This window comes from Pseudomonas fluorescens NCIMB 11764, assembly GCF_000293885.2.
In the GTDB taxonomy this organism is placed as follows: domain Bacteria; phylum Pseudomonadota; class Gammaproteobacteria; order Pseudomonadales; family Pseudomonadaceae; genus Aquipseudomonas; species Aquipseudomonas fluorescens_B.
Genome location: NZ_CP010945.1, coordinates 2,651,632 through 2,672,792 on the forward strand (window position 1 = coordinate 2,651,632; position 21,161 = coordinate 2,672,792).

The 21,161-nt window shown below is 60.3% G+C and carries 19 protein-coding genes; 11 read left to right on the forward strand and 8 right to left on the reverse strand.

Features of this window, described 5'->3' with window-relative positions; genetic code table 11:
• Positions 1–190: 190 nt before the first annotated feature.
• The 9 genes from B723_RS12060 to pcaC all read left to right on the forward strand — a co-directional run bounded on the left by B723_RS12060 (position 191) and on the right by pcaC (position 8,493).
• A complete protein-coding gene (locus B723_RS12060) occupies positions 191–1,048 on the forward strand; it encodes a CoA transferase subunit A (RefSeq protein WP_017336837.1) in 858 nt (285 codons plus the stop codon).
• On the forward strand, positions 1,048–1,827 hold the full coding sequence (locus tag B723_RS12065; RefSeq protein WP_017336838.1) for a CoA-transferase subunit beta: 780 nt from the start codon (positions 1,048–1,050) through the stop codon (positions 1,825–1,827). The genes B723_RS12060 and B723_RS12065 overlap by 1 nt, the downstream gene beginning before the upstream one ends.
• Positions 1,824–3,029 (forward strand): 3-oxoadipyl-CoA thiolase, encoded by a 1,206-nt coding sequence (gene pcaF, locus B723_RS12070; protein ID WP_193393005.1) that lies wholly within the window; start codon positions 1,824–1,826, stop codon positions 3,027–3,029. Before B723_RS12065 ends, pcaF begins: the two co-directional genes overlap by 4 nt.
• 36 nt (positions 3,030–3,065) lie before the next feature.
• Positions 3,066–3,770 (forward strand): protocatechuate 3,4-dioxygenase subunit beta, encoded by a 705-nt coding sequence (gene pcaH / locus B723_RS12075; RefSeq protein ID WP_017336840.1) that lies wholly within the window; start codon positions 3,066–3,068, stop codon positions 3,768–3,770.
• Position 3,771: 1 nt separating this feature from the next.
• Positions 3,772–4,338 carry a protocatechuate 3,4-dioxygenase subunit alpha gene (pcaG, locus tag B723_RS12080; RefSeq protein WP_017336841.1) on the forward strand — a complete coding sequence of 189 codons (567 nt, stop codon included), beginning with the start codon at positions 3,772–3,774 and terminating at the stop codon, positions 4,336–4,338.
• A gap of 234 nt (positions 4,339–4,572) precedes the next feature.
• Positions 4,573–5,877 carry an MFS family transporter gene (locus tag B723_RS12085; RefSeq protein WP_017336842.1) on the forward strand — a complete coding sequence of 435 codons (1,305 nt, stop codon included), beginning with the start codon at positions 4,573–4,575 and terminating at the stop codon, positions 5,875–5,877.
• 45 nt (positions 5,878–5,922) lie between these two features.
• The gene (locus B723_RS12090) at positions 5,923–7,287 is read left to right on the forward strand and encodes a 3-carboxy-cis,cis-muconate cycloisomerase (RefSeq protein ID WP_017336843.1); all 1,365 of its coding nucleotides are present in this window, start codon (positions 5,923–5,925) and stop codon (positions 7,285–7,287) included.
• A gap of 11 nt (positions 7,288–7,298) precedes the next feature.
• A complete protein-coding gene (gene pcaD / locus B723_RS12095) occupies positions 7,299–8,090 on the forward strand; it encodes a 3-oxoadipate enol-lactonase (protein WP_017336844.1) in 792 nt (263 codons plus the stop codon).
• Between the two features lie 10 nt (positions 8,091–8,100).
• Positions 8,101–8,493: a 4-carboxymuconolactone decarboxylase gene (pcaC, locus tag B723_RS12100; protein WP_017336845.1), complete on the forward strand. Its 393-nt coding sequence runs from the start codon at positions 8,101–8,103 to the stop codon at positions 8,491–8,493.
• A 67-nt stretch (positions 8,494–8,560) separates the two neighbouring features.
• Here pcaC and B723_RS12105 read toward each other — a convergent pair whose 3' ends face one another.
• From B723_RS12105 to emhA, 4 genes are all read right to left on the reverse strand, one after another.
• Complete coding sequence (locus B723_RS12105) at positions 8,561–9,820, reverse strand: OprD family porin (RefSeq protein WP_017336846.1); 1,260 nt, start codon at positions 9,818–9,820, stop codon at positions 8,561–8,563.
• Positions 9,821–10,171: 351 nt separating this feature from the next.
• The gene (gene emhC, locus B723_RS12110) at positions 10,172–11,632 is read right to left on the reverse strand and encodes an efflux RND transporter outer membrane subunit EmhC (RefSeq protein WP_017336847.1); all 1,461 of its coding nucleotides are present in this window, start codon (positions 11,630–11,632) and stop codon (positions 10,172–10,174) included.
• Positions 11,632–14,778 (reverse strand): efflux RND transporter permease subunit EmhB, encoded by a 3,147-nt coding sequence (gene emhB / locus B723_RS12115; protein WP_017336848.1) that lies wholly within the window; start codon positions 14,776–14,778, stop codon positions 11,632–11,634. Before emhB ends, emhC begins: the two co-directional genes overlap by 1 nt.
• A gap of 3 nt (positions 14,779–14,781) precedes the next feature.
• A complete protein-coding gene (emhA, locus tag B723_RS12120) occupies positions 14,782–15,939 on the reverse strand; it encodes an efflux RND transporter periplasmic adaptor subunit EmhA (protein WP_017336849.1) in 1,158 nt (385 codons plus the stop codon).
• A 266-nt stretch (positions 15,940–16,205) separates the two neighbouring features.
• Between emhA and emhR the strand changes: the two genes are divergently transcribed.
• Positions 16,206–16,838 (forward strand): efflux system transcriptional repressor EmhR, encoded by a 633-nt coding sequence (emhR, locus tag B723_RS12125; protein ID WP_017336850.1) that lies wholly within the window; start codon positions 16,206–16,208, stop codon positions 16,836–16,838.
• Positions 16,839–17,029: 191 nt separating this feature from the next.
• Here the strand turns inward: emhR and B723_RS12130 are convergent, their stop codons facing one another.
• The 4 genes from B723_RS12130 to B723_RS12145 all read right to left on the reverse strand — a co-directional run bounded on the left by B723_RS12130 (position 17,030) and on the right by B723_RS12145 (position 20,407).
• Positions 17,030–17,677, reverse strand: coding sequence for a hypothetical protein (locus B723_RS12130; RefSeq protein ID WP_017336851.1), 648 nt, complete (start codon positions 17,675–17,677; stop codon positions 17,030–17,032).
• A 147-nt stretch (positions 17,678–17,824) separates the two neighbouring features.
• The gene (locus B723_RS12135) at positions 17,825–18,874 is read right to left on the reverse strand and encodes an alkene reductase (RefSeq protein WP_017336852.1); all 1,050 of its coding nucleotides are present in this window, start codon (positions 18,872–18,874) and stop codon (positions 17,825–17,827) included.
• A 29-nt stretch (positions 18,875–18,903) separates the two neighbouring features.
• Positions 18,904–20,070: an MFS transporter gene (locus B723_RS12140; RefSeq protein WP_017336853.1), complete on the reverse strand. Its 1,167-nt coding sequence runs from the start codon at positions 20,068–20,070 to the stop codon at positions 18,904–18,906.
• A gap of 34 nt (positions 20,071–20,104) precedes the next feature.
• Positions 20,105–20,407 (reverse strand): ArsR/SmtB family transcription factor, encoded by a 303-nt coding sequence (locus tag B723_RS12145; protein WP_017336854.1) that lies wholly within the window; start codon positions 20,405–20,407, stop codon positions 20,105–20,107.
• Positions 20,408–20,579: 172 nt separating this feature from the next.
• Here B723_RS12145 and B723_RS12150 point away from each other — a divergent pair, with 172 nt between their 5' ends.
• Positions 20,580–21,158 carry an ACP phosphodiesterase gene (locus B723_RS12150; protein ID WP_017336855.1) on the forward strand — a complete coding sequence of 193 codons (579 nt, stop codon included), beginning with the start codon at positions 20,580–20,582 and terminating at the stop codon, positions 21,156–21,158.
• The last annotated feature ends 3 nt before the right edge of the window (positions 21,159–21,161 follow it).

Sequence of the window (21,161 nt, forward strand, 5' to 3'; positions counted from 1 at the left end):
TGGATTGAAATTGATCTTTTGACAGGCGATGGAGAACGATAGCGAGACAACAATATGTTCGATAAACGAACACTTAGTCGATTATCGGATTGTTTGGCGTTTTGCACAGGCTTAACCTTCAGTCATTCCGGCGCGCGCATCGCGTCGTTTCCTACCACTGTCGGTTCACAACAAAACGGGAGCCTGCCCCATGGCTGAAATCCTTTCGCTGCACGACGCGGTGAAGCAATTCGTCAACGACGGCGATACCGTCGCGCTCGAAGGCTTCACTCACCTGATCCCTACGGCGGCGGGTCACGAAATCATTCGTCAGGGCAAGAAAGATCTGACGCTGGTACGGATGACGCCTGACCTGATCTACGACCAGTTGATTGGCGCCGGTTGTGCTCGCAAGCTGATTTTCTCCTGGGGCGGCAACCCGGGTGTCGGTTCGCTGCACCGTCTGCGTGACGCAGTCGAGAAGCAGTGGCCGCACGCGCTGGAAATCGAAGAACACAGCCACGCCGACCTGGCAAATGCCTACGTCGCTGGCGCCTCCGGCCTGCCGTTCGCGGTGTTGCGTGCCTACGCCGGCTCCGACCTGCCGAAGGTCAACCCGCTGATCAAGAGCGTCACTTGCCCGTTCACCGGTGAAGTATTGGCGGCGGTGCCTTCGGTGCGTCCGGACATCACCGTGATCCACGCGCAAAAAGCCGACCGTAAAGGCAACGTGTTGCTGTGGGGCATTCTCGGCGTGCAGAAAGAAGCCGCACTGGCCGCCAAGCGTTGCATCGTCACCGTCGAAGAAATCGTCGACGACCTCAACGCACCGATGAACTCCTGTGTACTGCCGACGTGGGCCTTGAGCGCGGTTTGCCACGTTCCTGGCGGCGCGCATCCGTCCTACGCTCACGGTTACAACGAGCGCGATAACCGTTTCTATCAGGCCTGGGACCCGATTGCCCGCGACCGTGACACCTTCACCGCGTGGATCAACGAATACATCCATGGCTGCGCTGACTTCAGCGAGTTCCAGGCCAAGCTGGCCGCTGCATCGGACGCGAAGTAATGACTTACACCACCAATGAAATGATGACCGTCGCCGCTGCTCGCCGATTGAAGAACGGTTCGGTGTGCTTCGTCGGTATCGGGCTGCCGTCGAAAGCGGCCAACCTGGCGCGGCTGACGTCCTCGCCGGATGTAGTCCTTATCTACGAATCGGGTCCGATTGGTGCCAAGCCGAGCGTACTGCCGCTGTCGATCGGTGACGGTGAACTGGCGGAAACCGCTGACACCGTCGTGCCGACCGGTGAGATTTTTCGCTACTGGCTGCAGGGCGGGCGCATCGACGTCGGTTTCCTCGGCGCCGCGCAAGTCGACCGTTTCGGCAACATCAACACCACGGTGGTGGGTGACTACCACGCACCAAAAGTCCGTCTGCCGGGTGCCGGTGGTGCGCCGGAGATTGCAGGCTCGGCCAAAAGCGTCTTGATCATTCTTAAACAGTCGGCGCGCTCCTTCGTCGACAAGCTCGACTTCATCACCTCGGTCGGCCATGGCGAGGGCGGTGATTCGCGCAAGCGTCTCGGTCTGCCAGGCGCCGGTCCGGTTGGCATCATCACCGACCTGTGCATCATGGAACCGGAAGCGGGTACTCATGAATTCGTGGTCACTGCGTTGCACCCTGGCGTGACCCGTGAGCAAGTGACCGCCGCGACAGGTTGGGCCATTCGTTTCGCCGAGACAGTTGAAAACACCGCCGAGCCCACCGAGGTCGAACTGAAAGCGCTAAGGGATCTGGAAGCCCGCACCGCTGCCGCCCACGGCCAAGCACCTGGAGAAGCGTGATGCGTGATGTTTATATCTGCGACGCGATTCGCACCCCCATCGGCCGTTTCGGCGGTGGCCTGTCGACGGTTCGCGCCGACGATCTGGCCGCCGTGCCGATCAAGGCGTTGATGGAACGCAACCCTTCGGTGGACTGGAATGCAGTGGACGAGGTGTTCCTCGGCTGCGCCAACCAGGCCGGCGAAGACAACCGCAACGTGGCGCGCATGGCGCTGCTGCTGGCGGGCCTGCCGGAAACGATTCCGGGCGTGACCCTCAATCGCCTCTGTGCTTCGGGCATGGATGCCATCGGCACCGCGTTCCGTGCCATCGCCAGCGGCGAAATGGAACTGGCGATTGCCGGCGGCGTCGAGTCGATGTCCCGCGCGCCGTTCGTGATGGGCAAGGCGGATGCGGCGTTCTCGCGCAACATGAAGCTGGAAGACACCACCATCGGCTGGCGCTTCATCAACCCGTTGATGAAAGCCCAATACGGTGTCGATGCGATGCCGCAGACCGCGGACAACGTGGCGGACGATTACGAAGTGTCCCGCGAGGATCAGGACGCTTTTGCACTGCGCAGTCAGCAGCGGACAGCCGCCGCGCAAGCGGCAGGATTTTTCGCTGAAGAAATCGTCGAAGTGCGCGTTGCCCACAAGAAGGGTGAAACCGTCGTCAGCCAGGACGAGCATCCTCGCGCCGACACGACGCTGGAAACCCTGGCCAGACTGAAACCGGTCAATGGTCCCGAAAAAACCGTCACCGCCGGCAACGCGTCGGGTGTGAACGACGGTGCTGCAGCGCTGATCCTGGCCTCGGCCGAGGCGGTGAAAAAACACGGTCTGACCGCTCGCGCCAAAGTGCTGGGCATGGCGAGTGCCGGCGTTGCACCGCGGGTCATGGGCATCGGCCCGGTCCCGGCGGTGCGCAAGCTGACTGAGCGCCTGGGCCTTGCCGTCGGCGATTTCGACGTGATCGAACTCAACGAAGCCTTCGCCAGCCAAGGCTTGGCGGTGTTGCGAGAACTGGGGCTGGCGGACGACGCGGCTCAGGTCAACCCGAACGGTGGTGCCATTGCCTTGGGCCATCCGTTGGGCATGAGCGGTGCGCGTCTGGTGCTGACGGCGCTGCATCAGCTGGAAAAAACCGGTGGCAAGAAAGGTCTGGCGACCATGTGTGTCGGCGTCGGCCAGGGGCTGGCCTTGGCGATCGAACGCGTCTGACGCGCAGCTGTGATAATAAGAACTGAGGAAAGCGAAATGACTGACAAGCCTGGTTACCGTCGCCCGCAGGAAGGCACCCAGCCGGACTACCTGCACCCGACTTATCAATCGACCAACCTGCGCTCGCCGTCCAAGCCGTTGGTGTTTCTGCCCCATTCGTTGTCGGAAATTACCGGCCCGACGGTCGGTGCCGAGCGCGTCAGCGAGAAGGACAACGACCTGACCGCGCAGCACACGGGCGAGCCATTGGGCGAACGCATCATCATTCACGGCCGCGTGCTGGATGAAAACGGTCTGCCGGTGCCGGGGATTCTGGTGGAGATCTGGCAGGCCAACGCCGCCGGGCGCTACAACCATGCCCGCGACCTGCATGACGCACCGCTGGACCCGAACTTCACTGGCACCGGCCGCACGGTGACCGACGCCGATGGCTGGTATCAATTCCAGACCATCAAGCCCGGCGCTTACCCGTGGGGCAACCACCACAATGCCTGGCGTCCGGCGCACATCCATTTCTCGCTGTTCGGGCCGAGCATTCTGACGCGGCTGGTCACGCAGATGTATTTCCCCGGCGACCCGCTTCTTGCGTATGACCCGATCTACAACTGCGTGCCGGACACCCGCGCCAAAGAGCGCCTGATCGCCGTTTTCGACCTGGAAAAAACCATCCCTTCCTACGCCCTCGGTTATCGCTGGGACATCGTCTTGCGCGGCCGCGATGCCACGCCGATGGAGAAATAAGATGACGCTGACTGCGACCACGTCCCACACCGTCGGGCCGTATTACCACATCGGCCTGACCTGGCTGAACCGCGAAAACCTGACCGTCGAGCAAACCCTGGGCGAGCGCGTGGCGATCACCGGGCAAGTCGTCGATGGCAACGGTGACATCGTCAACGACGCCATGCTGGAAGTCTGGCAGGCCAACGCCGCGGGCAAGTACGACCACCCCGAAGACGATCAAGACAAACCCCTGGACCCGAACTTCGAAGGCTTTGGCCGGATTCCGGTGGATGCCGAAGGGCGCTTCCGCTTCACTACGATCAAGCCGGGCACGGTGCAAGGGCTGAAAGGCACGACCCAGGCGCCGCACCTGGTGGTGCTGGTGTTCGCTCGCGGGTTGGTGAAGCACTTGCTGACGCGGATTTATTTTGAGGGCGAGCCGGCGAACGTATCGGATCCGCTGCTGGAGTGCGTGCCGGCTGAGCGTCGCGGTACCTTGCTGGCGAAGCAGGATGCGAGCGGTGTGTATCAGTGGAATGTGATTTTGCAGGGCACCGACGCCGAGACGGTGTTCTTCGATTATTGAGTGAAAGCACTACACCTGTGGCGAGGGAGCTTGCTCCCGCTCGGCTGCGAAGCCGTCGTAAAACCGGCTGGCGAGTGACAGAGCACGTTTGAAGGTTTTGGGCTTGCTCCGCAAGCCAGCGGGAGCAAGCTCCCTCGCCACCGGATGTGTAGCAGGCTTCTGATGAGTGATCTGTGGAACGGGACTGTTGCAAAGTGTGTCTAGACTGTCACTGTCCCCAAAGAGTGAAGAACAATGACAACCCCAACCGCGATTCCAGCGCATTACACCGGCGAAGAGCGCAGCAAGCGGATCTTCGCGATTGTCGGCGCCTCGTCCGGCAACCTCGTCGAATGGTTCGATTTCTACGTCTACGCCTTTTGCGCGATCTACTTTGCGCCCGCGTTTTTTCCGTCCGATAACCCGACCGTGCAACTGGTCAATACGGCAGGCGTGTTCGCCGCCGGGTTCCTGATGCGACCGATCGGCGGCTGGATTTTCGGCCGTGTCGCGGACAAGCACGGGCGCAAGAATTCGATGCTGATTTCGATTCTGATGATGTGCTTCGGCTCGTTGCTCATCGCGTGCCTGCCAACCTACAAGGACATCGGCGTCTGGGCGCCGATCATGCTGCTGTTCGCCCGTTTGCTTCAGGGCTTGTCAGTGGGCGGCGAGTACGGCACCACGGCGACCTACATGAGCGAAGTTGCGCTCAAGGGCCAGCGCGGTTTCTTTGCCTCGTTCCAATACGTGACGTTGATTGGCGGGCAACTGCTGGCGGTGTCGCTGGTGGTGATCCTGCAACAGTTCCTCACCGAAGATGACCTGCGTGCCTACGGCTGGCGGATCCCGTTTGTGGTCGGTGCGGTGGCCGCGTTGATTTCGTTGTTCCTGCGTCGCTCGCTGAAAGAAACCACCAGCAAGGAAATGCGCGAGAACAAAGACGCCGGCAGCATCCGCGCGTTGTTCCGCGACCACAAAGCCGCATTCATTACCGTGCTGGGTTACACCGCCGGGGGCTCGCTGATTTTCTACACCTTCACCACGTACATGCAGAAATACCTGGTGAACACCGCCGGCATGCACGCCAAGACGGCGAGCTACATCATGACCGGCGCGCTGTTCCTTTATATGTGCATGCAGCCACTGTTCGGCATGCTCGCCGACAAGATCGGCCGACGTAATTCGATGCTGTGGTTCGGTGCCTTGGGTACGTTGTTCACCGTGCCGATTCTATTGAGCCTGAAAAGCGTCAGCAGTCCGTTCCTGGCTTTTGTGTTGATCACCGTGGCGCTGGCAATCGTCAGTTTCTATACCTCCATCAGCGGTCTGGTGAAAGCTGAAATGTTCCCGCCGGAAGTGCGCGCATTGGGCGTAGGCCTGGCGTACGCGGTGGCGAATGCGATCTTCGGCGGCTCGGCAGAATACGTGGCGCTGAGCCTCAAAGCCGTAGGCATGGAAAACTCTTTCTACTGGTACGTCACGGTGATGATGGCGGTGGCGTTCCTGTTCAGCCTGCGCTTGCCGAGACAGGCGAAATACCTGCATCACGACCTTTGATCCATCTGCGTGGGCCGCACCGGCCCACGCCTTCAGGGACTGTTTATGAACCAGCGACCGGGCAATCAATTGTTCGATGCCTATTTCACTGCCCGCGATATGCGTGAGGTGTTTTGCGATCAGGGCCGGGTTCAGGCCATGCTCGATTTCGAAGCGGCGCTGGCTCGGGCCGAGGCGAAGGTTGGCTTGATTCCGCAGACGGCTGTGGCGTCTATCGAAGCCGCCTGCCGCGCCGAACATTTTGATTTCGCGGCCCTCGGCGAGGCGATTGCCACGGCCGGCAATTCGGCGATTCCGCTGGTGAAAGCGTTGGGCAAGCAGATCGCAACCACCGACGCCGAAGCCGAGCGCTATGTGCATCTGGGTGCGACCAGTCAGGACGTAATGGACACTGGCCTGGTGTTGCAACTGCGCCGGGCGCTGGAACTGATTGAAGGCGATCTGGCACAACTGGGCGAAACGTTGGCGACCCAAGCGTTACGCTTCGTCGCCACGCCGCTGGCCGGGCGCACCTGGTTGCAACATGCGACACCGGTCACCCTGGGCATGAAAATCGCCGGTTGGCTGGGCGCGGTCACCCGCAGCCGGCAACGCCTGCAAGCGCTCAAACCGCGTTTGCTGGTGCTGCAATTCGGCGGCGCCTCCGGAACCCTCGCGGCCCTCGGCTCACAGGCGATGCCGATTGCCGAAGCGCTGGCCGGGGAACTGCAACTGACCTTGCCCGACCAGCCCTGGCACACCCAGCGCGATCGTCTGGTGGAGTTCGCTTCGGTACTGGGATTGATCGCCGGCAGCCTCGGCAAACTCGGCCGCGACATCAGCCTGTTGATGCAGACCGAAGCGGGCGAAGTGTTCGAACCGTCGGCGCCGGGCAAGGGCGGCTCTTCGACCATGCCGCATAAACGCAACCCGGTGGGAGCTGCGGTGCTGATCGGTGCCGCTACGCGCGTGCCCGGTTTGCTCTCGACCCTGTTCAGCGCGATGCCGCAAGAACATGAGCGCAGTCTGGGCCTGTGGCATGCCGAGTGGGAAACCCTGCCGGAGATTTGCTGCCTGGTGTCCGGCAGCCTCAAACAAGCGTTGCTGGTGGCGGACGGACTGGAAGTGGACGTCGAACGCATGGCCCGCAACCTCGACCTGACCCAGGGCCTGGTGTTGGCCGAAGCGGTGAGCATCGTCCTTGCGCAACGGGTCGGCCGCGACACCGCACACCATCTGTTGGAACACTGCTGCAAACGCGCCGTGGCCGAGCAACGGCAATTGCGTGCGGTCCTCGGCGACGAGCCGCAAGTGACCGCCGAACTCTCACCTGCTGAACTCGATGATCTGCTGGATCCCGCGCACTACCTCGGTCAATCCCGTACATGGGTCGAGCGAGCGGTGGCTGAACATTCTGCGTTGACTGCCTGAAGGAGATTGCTGTGGCTTTCGTACAACTCGCCGAGGGCGAACTGAATTACCAACTCGACGGACCTGAAAACGCGCCGGTGCTGGTGCTGTCCAACTCGCTGGGCACCGACCTGCACATGTGGGACACGCAGATGGCGGCATTCACCGAGCATTTCCGGGTGCTGCGTTTCGACACGCGCGGGCACGGCAAATCGCTGGTCACACCGGGGCCGTACACCATCGAGCAACTGGGCCGTGACGTGCTCGCGTTGCTGGATGCGTTGCACATCGAAAAAGCGCATTTCTGCGGCCTGTCGATGGGAGGGCTGATCGGCCAGTGGCTGGGCATCCATGCCGGTGATCGATTGAACAAACTGGTGGTGTGCAACACCGCGGCGAAAATCGGCGATCCGTCGATCTGGAACCCACGTATCGAAACCGTGCTGCGTGATGGCGCGGCGGCCATGGTCGCGCTGCGCGATGCGTCGATTGCGCGTTGGTTCACCGCGGATTTCGCCCAAGCCAATCCTGCGGCGGCGAAGAAAATTACCGACATGCTCGCGGCCACTTCGCCAGAAGGTTATGCGGCCAATTGTGCGGCGGTACGCGATGCCGATTTCCGTGATCAGCTGTCCTCGATCAAGGTACCGTTGCTGGTGATCGCCGGCACTGAAGACGCCGTAACGCCGCCATCCGGTGGACACTTTATCCAGGAACACGTGCAGGGCGCCGAATACGCCGAGTTCTACGCCGCGCACCTGTCCAACGTTCAGGCCGGTGCTGAGTTCAGCAAGCGGGTGCTGGCGTTTCTGTCAGCTGATTGAGGGGATTGCTGTGGACGAGAAACAACGTTACGACGAGGGCCTGAACGTCCGCCGTGCCGTGCTCGGCGACGCCCATGTCGACCGCAGCCTGAACGCGCTGACCGAGTTCAACTCGGAGTTTCAGGAAATGATCACCCGCCACGCCTGGGGCGACATCTGGACGCGTCCGGGCCTGCCACGGCACACCCGCAGCCTGATCACCCTGGCCATGCTGATTGGCATGAACCGCAATGAGGAACTCAAGTTGCACTTGCGCGCCGCCGCCAACAACGGCGTGACCCGCGGCGAGATCAAGGAAGTGATCATGCAGAGCGCGATCTACTGTGGCATCCCGGCGGCGAATGCGACGTTCCACCTGGCGGAGTCGGTTTGGGATGAGTTGGGGGTTGAATCGCGGGAGTGACTCCTCGCGATGTGGGGTGTTTGATCTGACGCCATCGCGGGCTTGCCCGCGATGGCGATGGTGAGGTTTACAAAAGGCTGATCGGATAGCTGACGATCAACCGGTTCTCATCGAACTCGTTGTTGCTGTAGTCGCGGCGTATGGTCGAGTTGCGCCATTTGACGTTCAGGTCCTTCAGCACGCCGCTCTGCACGGTGTAGCCCAGTTCACTTTCGCGTCCCCATTCCTTGCCGTCGGTGACGGTGCCGGTGTGGACGTTGTCGCCGCTGATGTAGCGGTTCATCAGGGTCAGGCCGGGAATGCCGAGCGCGACGAAGTTGTAGTCATGACGCACCTGCCAGGATTTTTCCTGGGCGTTGTCATAGCTGGCGTTGTAGCTGTCGTTGGCCAGGGTGCCGCCGCTGGTGCCGTTGACCCGCATCCAGGCGCTGTCGCCGGTGAGTTTTTGCAGGCCGACGTAGAAGGTGTTGCCGCCGTACCTGGCGGAGAACATCCCTGACCAGGTCTTGTTGTCCAGATCACCGGCGCGGGCACTGCCGTCATCCTTGCCGTAGAAGAAGCCGAGATTGGCGCCCAGGGTCCAGTCGCCGATGGGTTGGGTGTGAATCAGGTTGAGGTATTGCTGACTGTAGATGTCCTTGAGCTCGGCGTTCCACAGGCCGATTTGCGTGCGCTTTTCGTTGAACAGGTATTCGCCGCCCTGGAAGTTGAAGCGGTCCGAGGTGAACGCCGCTTTGCCGGTCATCGACATATCGCTCATGCTGCTGTCGTCACGCGGGCTGTTTTGGCGAAACTGACCGCCGTAGAGCGTCAGGCCATTGATCTCCTTCGACGTGATCTGGCCGCCGCGAAAGGTTTGCGGCAATGAGCGACCATCGTCCGAACGCAGGATCGGCAGCACCGGCATCCATTCGCCGACCTTCACTTCGGTCTGCGACAGCTTGGCCTTGAACGCTACGTTGGTGCGACCGAAGCTGTCTGCCGGGCGACCGTCGTGATCCAGCGGCAGCAGTTGCGTACCGCCGGTGCCTTTACCGCCGTCGAGCTTCACCGAGTACAGCCCCAGCACATCCATGCCGAACCCGACGGTGCCCTGGGTGAACCCGGACTTCGCGTCGAGGATGAAACTTTGCGTCCACTCTTCAGCCTTGCCCTGGGCCTTGGTCGGGTTGGTGAAGTTGCGGTTGATGTAGAAGTTGCGCAGGTTGAGGTTGACCTTGGCACCTTCGACAAAACCTGACTCTTCGGCCGTGGCGGGAAGGGCCGCGCCGGTCAGCGCGATGGCGATCAGGCCGGGAAAGACGTACTGCGCAGTGGAAGGGGTCATGTGCTCGGGTCTCTCTGATTCTTGGGGATGAAACGGGTTGATGCCGCAACCGACGGGTTGCAGACAAAAGCTTCGGATTCGAACGGAACGGGACGAGATCAGCCGGACAGGGCAGGGCGCGGGGGCATGGTGTAGAACCTGTTGTTATTGGTTTTGTGAGGCGAATGGTGCGGGGAATGAACTGGATGGTTCAATCGGGGAAAGCGGGTTTTGGGCGGTTATCGAACGCAAGATTGGGCAGGGGAATTGGTGTTGTTTGCGCCGGCTCATCGCGGCCAATGTGGTCGGCACACCCTTTCCCGCAGCCAACAAAAAGCCCACCAAAAGGTGGGCTTCTTATTTACGGCGTGATCAGAACAATTTCAGCTTCGGCGCTTCTTCTTTCAGCGGCTCGACTTTCGCCGTCTGCTCATTCCAGCCACCGCCCAGTGCCTTGTACAGATTCACGGCGCTGGTCAGTTGCGCCAGGCGATCGGTGATCAGCGCCTGTTGGGCACTGAACAGCTGACGCTGGGCATCGAGGAAGGTCAGGTTGCTGTCGACGCCAATGCGATAACGACGCTCGGCCAGACGGTAGTAGTCCTGGTTGGCGGTGACGAAATCACGCTGGGCCTGCAACTGCTCGGTGTAGGTCTGGCGGGCGGCCAGGCCGTCGGCGACTTCCTGGAAGGCCGTTTGAATGGACTTCTCGTAGTTCGCCACGCCGATGTCTTTCTGGATTTTCGAGTAATCCAGGCTGGCGCGCAGGCTGCCGGCGTTGAAGATCGGCAGATTGATTTGCGGCTGGAACAACCACGTACCCGAACCACCCTTGAACAGGCCGGAGAGGTCAGGGCTCAGGGTACCGGCGTTGGCGGTCAGGCTGATGCTCGGGAAGAACGCCGCCCGTGCCGCGCCGATGTTGGCGTTGGCCGCTTTCAGGTTGTATTCGGCCTGAAGGATGTCCGGACGACGTTGCAGCAAGTCCGACGGCAGGCCGGGCGGTACGTCGCTCAGCAGGTCGTCAGACAGCGGCTTGGCTTCTCGCAGATTGGCCGGGATGCCAGTGCCGAGCAGCAGCACCAGGCTGTTTTCATCCTGGGCAACCTGACGCGTGTAACGGGCCAGTTGTGCACGGGCGTTTTCCACCGAGGTACGCGACTGAGCCAGATCCAGGGCCGAAGCTACACCCACTTCGTTGCTGCGGGAGGTGAGCTTGTAGCTCTCCTCGAACGCACCGAGGGTGTCTTGAGTGAGCTTGCGCAGCTCTTTGTCAGCCTGCCAGGTCAGGTAGGCATTTGCCACGCTGGCGACCAGGCTGATTTGCGTGCTGCGACGGCCTTCTTCAGTGGCGAAGTATTTCTGCAGCGCTTCTTCGCTCAGGCTGCGAACCCGACCGAACAGGTCGAGTTCATAAGCGCTGATGCCGACGGTGGCGGAGTAGGAACTGGTGATGCCTGCCTGACCGGTCTGCGATGCATCCGCCGGTACCCGCTGACGGCTGCCGGTGCCATTGGCCGACACGGCCGGGAACAGGTCCGCACGCTGGATGCGGTACTGCGCCGCGAACGCATCGATGTTCAGCGCCGCGACACGCAGGTCACGGTTGTTTTCCAGGGCGACCTGGATCAGCTGTTGCAACGCCGGGTCATGGAAAAACTGCTTCCAGCCCTGTTCGGCGGCGGCCTGTGCAGGCGCCTGGGTCGGCGAATACGCCGGACCTTGCGGGTACTGCGCTGCCACCGGTGCTTCAGGCTGCTGATAATCGGGTATCAGCGAGCAGCCGCTCAGCACGAAGGCCGCGACTGCGATGGAGAGTAGCGACTTGCTCATTAGCCAGCCTCTTTAGAAGGTTCAATAGCGTCGTCCTGATCGGCGGTTTTACGCTGACCAATCGACGACACGGTGACAAAGAAAAGTGGGACCCAGAAGATCGCCAGAACCGTGGCCGTGATCATACCGCCAATAACGCCGGTTCCGATCGCATGTTGGCTGCCTGAACCGGCACCAGTGGAAATCGCCAGTGGCACCACGCCGAGGACGAAAGCGAGCGAGGTCATGATGATCGGTCGCAAACGCATGCGGCAGGCTTCGATCGCCGCGTCGCGCAGGCTGCGCCCTTGCTCATGCAGTTCCTTGGCGAATTCGACGATCAGGATGGCGTTTTTCGCCGCCAGACCGATCGTCGTCAACAGGCCCACCTGGAAGTAAACGTCGTTCGACAGGCCGCGCAGACTGGTGGCCAACAGTGCACCGATGATCCCCAACGGCACCACCAACATCACCGCGATCGGGATCGACCAGCTTTCGTACAGCGCTGCCAGACACAGGAACACCATCAGCAGCGACAGGGCGTAAAGCGCCGGTGCCTGTGAGCCGGACAGCCGTTCTTCGTACGACAGACCTGTCCAGGAAATACCGACACCGGCCGGCAGTTTTTTGGCCAGGGCTTCGACTTCCGCCATGGCTTCACCGGTGGAGTAGCCCGGCGCCGGGGCACCGAGGATTTCCATCGCTTCTACGCCGTTGTAACGCGAAAGCTTCGGCGCCCCGTAGATCCACTGCCCCTTGGCGAAGGCGGAGAAGGGCACCATGGTGCCTGCGCTGTTACGCACATACCATTTCTTGATGTCTTCCGGGCTCATCCGCGAACCGGGTTGGCCTTGCACGTAGACTTTCTTCACCCGACCACGGTCGATGAAGTCGTTGACGTAGCTACTGCCCAAGGCAATCGACAAGGTGCTGTTGATGTCAGAGAGAGTAATGCCCAGCGCGCTGGCCTTCTCGTCGTCGATTTCCAGCTGATATTGCGGCTCGTCGTTCAGTCCGTTCGGACGCACCTGGTAAAGCACCTTGCTCTGTGCCGCCATGCCGAGGAACTGGTTGCGAGCTTCCATCAACTTCTCGTGACCGATACCGGCGCGGTCTTGCAGGAACACATCGAAACCGGTGGCGTTACCCAACTCCAATACCGCAGGTGGCGCGAAGGCGAACACCATGGCATCGCGGAAGGTGAAGAAGTGTTGCTGGGCACGGGCGGCGAGTTTGAACACGCTGTTTTCCGCATCCCGCTGATCCCACGGCTTGAGCATGATGAACGCCAGGCCCGAGCTTTGGCCGCGACCGGCGAAGTTGAAGCCGTTGACGGTAAACACCGACGCCACGGCGCTCGATTCCTTGTCCAGCAGGTAAGAGCGCATTTCATCGATCACCACCTGCGTGCGCTGGGCGCTGGAACCGGCCGGGGTCTGCACTTGGGCAAACAGAACGCCCTGGTCTTCTTCCGGAAGGAACGCCGTTGGAATACGGGTGAACAGCCAGATCATGCCGACGACAATGATCAGGTAGGCCAGCAGGTATGGCGCCTTGTGCGCCAGCATGTTGCCCACGCCCCGCTCGTAGCTTTTGACGCCACGGTCGAAGCTGCGGTTGAACCAGCCGAAGAAGCCGCGTTTTGGTGTGCCGTGCTCGCCTTTCGGAATGGCCTTGAGCATGGTCGCGCAAAGCGCCGGTGTGAAGATCAGGGCAACCAGCACCGACAGGGCCATGGCGGACACGATGGTGATCGAGAACTGCTTGTAGATCACACCCGTGGAGCCACTGAAGAACGCCATCGGCAGCAATACTGCCGACAGCACCAGGGCGATACCGACCAATGCACCCTGGATCTGCCCCATGGATTTCTTGGTGGCCTCCTTGGGTGACAGGCCTTCTTCGCTCATGACCCGTTCGACGTTTTCCACCACGACGATGGCGTCATCCACCAGCAGGCCGATGGCCAACACCATGCCGAACATGGTCAGGGTGTTGATGCTGAAACCGAACGCCGCGAGGATGCCGAACGTACCCAGCAATACCACCGGCACCGTCATCGTGGTGATGACCGTGGCGCGGAAGTTTTGCAGGAACAGGAACATCACCAGGAACACCAGCACGATCGCTTCGACCAGGGTTTCAACCACACCCTTGATCGATTCGGTCACCACCGGTGTGGTGTCGTACGGGAACACCACTTCCATCCCTTGCGGGAAGAATGGCTTGAGCGTGTTAATGGTGTTGCGTAGCGCTTTGGCCGTGTCGAGGGCGTTGGCACCGTTGGCCAGTTTCACCGCCAGGCCGGAAGCCGGTGCACCGTTGAACTGAGCGTTGATGCTGTAGTTTTCACCGCCCAGACCCACATCGGCGACATCGGACAGACGCACTTGCGAACCGTCCTTGTTGACCTTGAGCAGGATCTTGTTGAACTGCTCGGCGGTCTGCAGACGGGTCTTGCCGATGATGGTGGCGTTCAACTGCTGCCCGGGCGCGGCAGGCAGGCCGCCCAGTTGACCGGAGGACACCTGGATGTTCTGCGCCGCGATAGCCGCTTTCACATCCACTGGCGTCAGGCTGAAGTTGTTCAGCTTGGCCGGGTCGAGCCAGACACGCATCGCGTACTGGGAACCGAAGACCTGGAAGTCACCGACACCGGCGGTCCGCGAGATCGGATCCTGCATGTTCGACACGATGTAGTTGGACAGGTCGTCCTTGGTCATGCTGCCGTCGCGCGACACCACGCCGATCACCAGCAGGAAGTTCTTCACTGACTTGGTCACGCGAATACCCTGTTGCTGCACTTCTTGCGGCAGCAGCGGGGTGGCCAGGTTCAGCTTGTTCTGGACCTGGACCTGCGCGGTATCGGAGTTGGTGCCTTGCTCGAAGGTCGCGGTGATGGTCATGCTGCCGTCGGAGTTACTTTCCGAGGAGACATAACGCAGGTTGTCGATACCGTTGAGCTGCTGCTCGATGACCTGCACCACGGTGTCCTGCACGGTTTGTGCGGACGCGCCTGGGTAAGTCACCTGAATTGCAATGGCCGGAGGCGCAATGCTCGGGTATTGGTTGATCGGCAGTTTGAGGATCGATAGAGCCCCGACCAGCATGATCACCAGGGCTATGACCCAGGCAAAAATCGGACGGTCGATAAAAAATCTGGACATGGTTTACTCCCCTTTGCCGCTGGAAGCCTTGCTAGCTGCCTGTGCGGGGGCCGGGTTCTTTGCGCCAACGTTAGTCGCCTCGGTGGCCTTGACTTCAATGCCAGGTTTGACGAATTGCAGTCCTTCGGTGATCAGGCGGTCGCCGGCCTTCAGGCCGTCTTCGATCAGCCATTGGCTGCCGACAGTGCGGCTGGCCTTGAGCTGACGCAGTTCGACCTTGTTGTCCGGACCGACGACCAGCGCGGTCGGGGTGCCTTTGAGGTCGCGGGTCACGCCTTGTTGCGGTGCCAGAATGGCGGCGGCGTTGACGCCGGCCTGAAGCTGGGCGTGAACGAACATGCCAGGCAGCAGGGTGTGATCCGGGTTGGGGAACACCGCACGCAAGGTCACGGAGCCAGTGGTCTGGTCAACCGAGACTTCGGAGAACTCGAGCTTGCCGTCCAGCTTGTACTGGCTGCCGTCTTCGAGGGTCAGCTTGACCGCGGCCGAGTTGTCGCCGGCCTTTTGCAGGCGACCGCTTTCCAGTTCGCGGCGCAGTTCAAGCAGCTCCACGGAAGACTGGGTGACGTCGACGTAGATCGGGTCGAGTTGCTGGATCACCGCCATGGCGTCCGCTTGACCGCTGGTGACCAGAGCGCCTTCGGTCACGTTGGAGCGGCCGATGCGACCGGACAGTGGCGCGTACACTTTGGTGTAGCGCACATTGATCTGGGCGCTTTGCAGCGCGGCTTCCGATTGCAACCGGTTGGCCAGGGCCGTGTCGTATTCCTGACGGCTCACCGCCTGTTCGTCGACCAGTTGCTTGTAGCGATCGGAGATCGATTTGGTCTGCTGCAGATTGGCTTCGGCGCTTTTCAACGTGGCTTCATAGACGGCTGGATCGATCTGATACAGCTGCTGACCGGCCTTGACGTCGCCGCCTTCCTTGAACAGGCGCTTGAGAATGATGCCATTGACCTGAGGGCGAACTTCGGCGATGCGATAGGCGCTGGTGCGGCCCGGCAGCTCGGACGTCAGGGTAAAGGCTTGGGGTTGCAAGGTTACAACGCCGACCTGAGGGGGTGGCGCGGCCGGTGCCGCTTCTTCCTTTTTGCATCCGCTGAGCAGCGATGCCAAGGCGACGGCAGTGACCAGAGCGGTAACAGCTGGCTTGAATTGCATGAAAATCCTCGGGTCAGGCGCGCAAATTGCGCACTAGAAATGTGTAAGGGTAAAAAATGTGCGCTGAGTGGATAAGTAGCTTGCTAAGGAATATACTTACGTTCATGGTTGTTTGTAAATACCTTGGCTGCGTACCCACATCGTTACAAAAGCCGTTTCAAAGGTTCGAATTGTAGGCCGGGGACGACACCCAAGAGCGTTCGCCCCACTTTTATTCAGCGGATGTTCAGGCATCGCTGAAGCACCCTGATTGAGGTTGTACTGCCATGGTCCGTCGTACCAAAGAGGAAGCTCAGGAAACCCGTAGCCAGATACTCGAAGCGGCAGAAAAGGCCTTTTACGAACGGGGCGTAGCACGCACCACGCTGGCGGACATCGCGACGCTGGCGGGCGTGACGCGCGGGGCCATCTACTGGCATTTCAGTAACAAGGCGGATCTGGTGCAGGCCATGCTCGATACATTGCATGAGCCGCTGGATGAAATGGCCAAGGCGAGTGAAAGCGAAGATGAACTCGACCCACTGGGTTGCATGCGCAAGCTGCTGATTCATTTGTTTCATCAAGTTGCCCTGGACCCGAAAACCCGACGCATCAATGAGATTTTGTTTCACAAGTGCGAATTCACCGATGAAATGTGCGATCTGCGCCAGCAGCGCCGGGAGGTCAGCCTCGATTGCAATGTGCGTATCGGCCTGGCCCTGAGTAATGCGGTGAATCGGGGGCAGTTGCCGGACAACCTCGACACGGCCCGCGCGGCCATCAGTCTGCATGCCTACATCGATGGCATTTTGTATCAATGGCTATTGGCGCCCGACAGCTTTCAACTGCATACCGAAGCCGAGCGTTGGGTCGATGCAGCGTTGGACATGCTGCGCCTGAGCCCCAGCCTGCGCAAATGAAACAAAATGCTTAATTGGATCCGAATCTGTCAATAGACGCGGGCGAAGATCAACACGTCGCCCGCGTTGTTGTGATGGAGTGCTTTTATATACGGACGCGCTCCGGGATGACAGGTAGCGAGCTACGTATTTTGTAGGAAATTTGTGTCGCAGATGTGAAAAGGTGAGAGTGATCCCGAATGGTCGCTGCTTCAGCCGAGCGTGATTTCCACTTCGAAGCTGAACGGTTCTTCCTCTGCCATGCGGGTGATTCTGGTTGAACAATCGATCCTGGATGAGCCAATGGAAGTGACGGTATTTTTTACCGTTGCCCTGTGTCTTGGCGAAATGACGCCGAAGGATTTGTTCATGATCATGCCCAGGTCAAAACGGACCCCGACGTTCTGATCGATAAAATCAACGAACTGATTGAACATGATTTTATTTTTGGGCCAAGGGTAACCGTACGTATAGGCGAAATCGGATTTCAATGCGGTTTTTGTGCGAGGGGGAAGCTGGAAAGACTGGCGCTCTGATGTGTGCAAAGGCAGGCTGGTTTGTGCAATTTTAAAAGTGTGCGGCGTGTTGTTAATGAGCTTGACGATCACGCGAGTGGCCTTCGTGCTTTTATCTTCATTTCGCCACAGCTCGATGCTCTGTTTCAGCGCACGCTCTGACTCAATCCCTTCAAGAAAGTCGATTAACTCGACCTTGGCGACCCCGATCAACTCGTCCAGTGCCTGCTGATTTTCCTCGCTGAAAAACAGCGGTGTCAGGTTGTACAGTGTGCCAATGGAGGTGTAGTTGAAAAACGATAGCAAGTCTTCGTGCGGGTTACTGGTTTGTTTGATGTCGTTCATATCGATTCCTTTCGATCAAATTAGGGGACGCTGAAAGTAACCTCGCTCTAAGTTCTGCTGCAATGAAGAGGTTGTTTCATGAGTTGAGCGTTATTAAATAAAAAACCCCAGGTATTTCTACCCGGGGCTTTTTTATACAGGCAGGACTTACATCATTGGATAGTCGATATAACCCACCGGACCTTTGGCATAAAACAATTCCGTACGTGCTTCGTTCAGCGGTGCATCGGCCTTCAAACGTGCAGGCAAGTCCGGGTTGGCAATGAACGGCACACCGAAGGCGACCGCGTCAGCCTTGCCACTGGCCAGCCAGGCGTTGGCGCTGTCCTTGGTGAAGCGTTCGTTGACGATGTAGGGGCCGCCGAAGGCTTCTTTCAATTGTGGGCCAAGGCTGTCGCCGGCTTCTTTTTCGCGCGAGCAGATGAACGCAATGCCACGTTTGCCCAGCTCGCGAGCGACGTAGGTGAAAGTCTCGGCCAGGTTGTCGTCGCCCATGTCATGGGAGTCGGCGCGCGGTGCCAGGTGCACACCGACGCGGCCGGCGCCCCAGACTTCGATCGCTGCGTCAGTCACTTCCAGCAACAGGCGAGCACGATTTTCCAGGGAGCCGCCGTAGTTGTCGGTGCGCTGGTTGGTGCTGCTTTGCAGGAATTGGTCGAGCAGGTAACCGTTGGCGCCGTGGATTTCCACGCCGTCAAAACCGGCCGCCTTGGCGTTTTCTGCACCGGTGCGATAGGCGTCGACGATATCGGCGATTTCAGCGGTTTCCAGAGCACGCGGCGTTGGGTAGTCGGCCAGTGGGCGAACCAGGCTGACGTGACCCTTTGGCTGGATGGCGCTCGGTGCGACCGGCGCTTCACCGTTCAGGTACGACTCGTGGGACACCCGGCCAACGTGCCACAGTTGCAGGAAGATCTTGCCGCCCGCGCCGTGGATCGCTTTGGTCACGTTGGCCCAGCCGCGCACCTGGTCGTTGGACCAGATACCCGGAGTATCAGGGTAGCCGACGCCCATCGGCGTGACCGAGGTGGCTTCGCTGAGGATCAGGCCGGCCGAGGCACGTTGCACGTAGTACTCGGCCATCAGCGCGTTCGGCACTCGGCCTTCGTCGGCGCGGCAGCGGGTCAGCGGCGCCATGATGATGCGGTTGGCCAACTCGAGGTCGCCCAGTTTGATCGGATCGAAAATAGTCGTCATGAAATGCACCCTCGTGAGGTATCAGTGAGTCAGTTGGTAGCAGAGGCCAGTTCGGGATTACCGCTCTGACGGAAAGTAATCAGGGTCACCAGCAGGGCGAGTACCGCCAGTGCGGCGGCCGCGAGAGGTACGCTGGTCAGGCCGTAGCCGTGGGCGATGACGCTGCCGCCGACCCAGGCGCCGAGTGCGTTGCCGACGTTGAACGCGCCGATGTTCAGAGTCGACACCAGGTTCGGTGCAGCCTTGCCGTAGGTCACCACGTTCACTTGCAGGGCTGGCACGGCGGCGAAGCACGCGGTAGCCCAGAGGAACAGGGTGATTTCGGTCGGGATCAGTGCAACGCTGGTCCAGGTCAACACGGTGGAGACCACCGCCATGCTGATGAACACGCCGATCAGCGTCGCCGCCAGGCCTTTGTCCGCCAGCTTGCCGCCGATGATGTTGCCGACGGTCAGGCCCAGGCCGATGAGCATCAGGGTCCAGGTCACGCCGCGTGGCGAGACTCCGGTCACTTCGCCCAACAGCGGTGCGACGTAGGTGAACAAGGTGAACACCGATGCCGCGAACAATGCCGTCATGCTCAACGACAGCCAGATGCCGGCGCCTTTGAGTGCGCGCAGTTCGGCGCGCATGTCGAGTTTTTCTTCGTCGCGCTTGGCTGGCAGGAAGCGGATCAGGCCGATCAGGGCAATTACGCCGATCACGGTCACGGCCCAGAAGGTCGAGCGCCAGCCGGCGTGTTGACCGAGCGCGGTGCCCAGTGGCACGCCGAGGACATTGGCCAGGGTCAGGCCGGTAAACATCAGGGCCACGGCCGAAGCGCGTTTGTTCGCCGGGACCAGGCCTGCTGCCACCACCGAGCCGATGCCGAAGAAGGCGCCGTGGCAGAGGGCAGTCACCACCCGGGCAAACATCAGTACGTTGTAGTCACTGGCCACGGCGCAGAGCAGATTGCCGATGATGAAGATGCCCATCAACGCCACCAGGGCGGCCTTGCGTGGCAGCTTCGCGGTGGCCAGTGCCATGAACGGCGCACCGATGGCCACGCCGAGGGCGTAACCGGTCACCAGCCAGCCGGCACCGGGGATCGACACGCCGAGGTCGGCCGCCACATCGGGCAGCAGGCCCATGATGACGAACTCGGTGGTGCCGATGGCAAAGGCGCTCAAGGCCAGAATGAGGAGCGAGAGGGGCATGGGTGATTCCTTATCGGCGTACTGACGTAAAGGGTCAGAGCTCTTTGCTGAAGGTGCTGAGGAATGCCTGGATGGTTTCCTCGTTGCGTTTGAAAAAGTGCCACTGGCCGACTTTGCGGCTGCTGATCAGGCCCGCGCGTTGCAGGGTCGCCAGGTGAGCGGACACCGTGGACTGCGACAAGCCGCAGCGTTGATCGATCTGACCGGCGCAGACACCGTGCTCATTGCTGTGAGACTGATCGGGAAATTCGACGTCCGGGTTTTTGAGCCAGTGCAGGATTTCTCGCCGTACCGGGTGTGCCAGGGCTTTTATTATTTCGTCGAGGTCGAGGTTCATGGTGTGGGGGCTCGTGATGTGAATAACGCTATATCGCGATGGACCGAACTTTAAATCGTTAGTTCGCGATATGCCAATATGATTTTGCTCTGATAACCGTGTAAATCGGTATATCGGGTTATAACGATACGATGAGTGTAAAGACCAGCCTGGGCAGTGCTAAGCTGCGCCCATGAACTATCTCGCACATCTTCACCTCGGTGGCCAGCGCCCCGGTCAATTGCTCGGCAGTCTGTATGGCGATTTCGTCAAGGGTCGGCTGCAGGGGCAGTTCGACCCGGAGGTCGAGGCGGCCATCCAGCTGCATCGCAGCATCGACGTGTTTACCGACCGCCATCCGTTGGTGGATGTGGCACTGTCGCGGTTTTCCCTGACCCGCCGGCGTTACGCCGGGATCGTGCTCGATGTGTTTTTTGACCATTGCCTGGCGCGGGACTGGACGCTGTATGCCGACCGGCCACTGGCGCTGTTCACCCGCGACGTGTATCGGGTGCTGTCCAATGAGCCGCAATTGCCGGAGCGATTGGCAAGGATCGCGCCGCACATGATGGCAAATGACTGGTTGGGTTCTTACCGGGAGTTCGACGTGCTGGAGCAGGTTTTGCGGGGGATTTCGCGGCGGCTGACCAAGCCTGAGGAGTTGGCGGCGGCGATGCAGGAGTTGCGGGTGTTGTATGAGCCGTTGAGCGAGGATTTTCGGTTGTTCTACCCTCAACTTCAGCTCTTTGTGCAGAAACATCCAGCAAAATAAGCC

Excerpts from the sequence above, each read along its gene's own strand:
- B723_RS12060 (WP_017336837.1), top strand. The coding sequence starts at position 191 with ATGGCTGAAATCCTTTCGCTGCACGACGCGGTGAAGCAATTCGTCAAC.
- B723_RS12065 (WP_017336838.1), top strand. The coding sequence starts at position 1,048 with ATGACTTACACCACCAATGAAATGATGACCGTCGCCGCTGCTCGCCGA.
- pcaH (WP_017336840.1), top strand. The coding sequence starts at position 3,066 with ATGACTGACAAGCCTGGTTACCGTCGCCCGCAGGAAGGCACCCAGCCG.
- pcaG (WP_017336841.1), top strand. The coding sequence starts at position 3,772 with ATGACGCTGACTGCGACCACGTCCCACACCGTCGGGCCGTATTACCAC.
- B723_RS12085 (WP_017336842.1), top strand. The coding sequence starts at position 4,573 with ATGACAACCCCAACCGCGATTCCAGCGCATTACACCGGCGAAGAGCGC.
- B723_RS12090 (WP_017336843.1), top strand. The coding sequence starts at position 5,923 with ATGAACCAGCGACCGGGCAATCAATTGTTCGATGCCTATTTCACTGCC.
- B723_RS12105 (WP_017336846.1), bottom strand. The coding sequence starts at position 9,820 with ATGACCCCTTCCACTGCGCAGTACGTCTTTCCCGGCCTGATCGCCATC.
- emhC (WP_017336847.1), bottom strand. The coding sequence starts at position 11,632 with ATGAGCAAGTCGCTACTCTCCATCGCAGTCGCGGCCTTCGTGCTGAGC.
- emhB (WP_017336848.1), bottom strand. The coding sequence starts at position 14,778 with ATGTCCAGATTTTTTATCGACCGTCCGATTTTTGCCTGGGTCATAGCC.
- emhA (WP_017336849.1), bottom strand. The coding sequence starts at position 15,939 with ATGCAATTCAAGCCAGCTGTTACCGCTCTGGTCACTGCCGTCGCCTTG.
- emhR (WP_017336850.1), top strand. The coding sequence starts at position 16,206 with ATGGTCCGTCGTACCAAAGAGGAAGCTCAGGAAACCCGTAGCCAGATA.
- B723_RS12130 (WP_017336851.1), bottom strand. The coding sequence starts at position 17,677 with ATGAACGACATCAAACAAACCAGTAACCCGCACGAAGACTTGCTATCG.
- B723_RS12135 (WP_017336852.1), bottom strand. The coding sequence starts at position 18,874 with ATGACGACTATTTTCGATCCGATCAAACTGGGCGACCTCGAGTTGGCC.
- B723_RS12140 (WP_017336853.1), bottom strand. The coding sequence starts at position 20,070 with ATGCCCCTCTCGCTCCTCATTCTGGCCTTGAGCGCCTTTGCCATCGGC.
- B723_RS12145 (WP_017336854.1), bottom strand. The coding sequence starts at position 20,407 with ATGAACCTCGACCTCGACGAAATAATAAAAGCCCTGGCACACCCGGTA.
- B723_RS12150 (WP_017336855.1), top strand. The coding sequence starts at position 20,580 with ATGAACTATCTCGCACATCTTCACCTCGGTGGCCAGCGCCCCGGTCAA.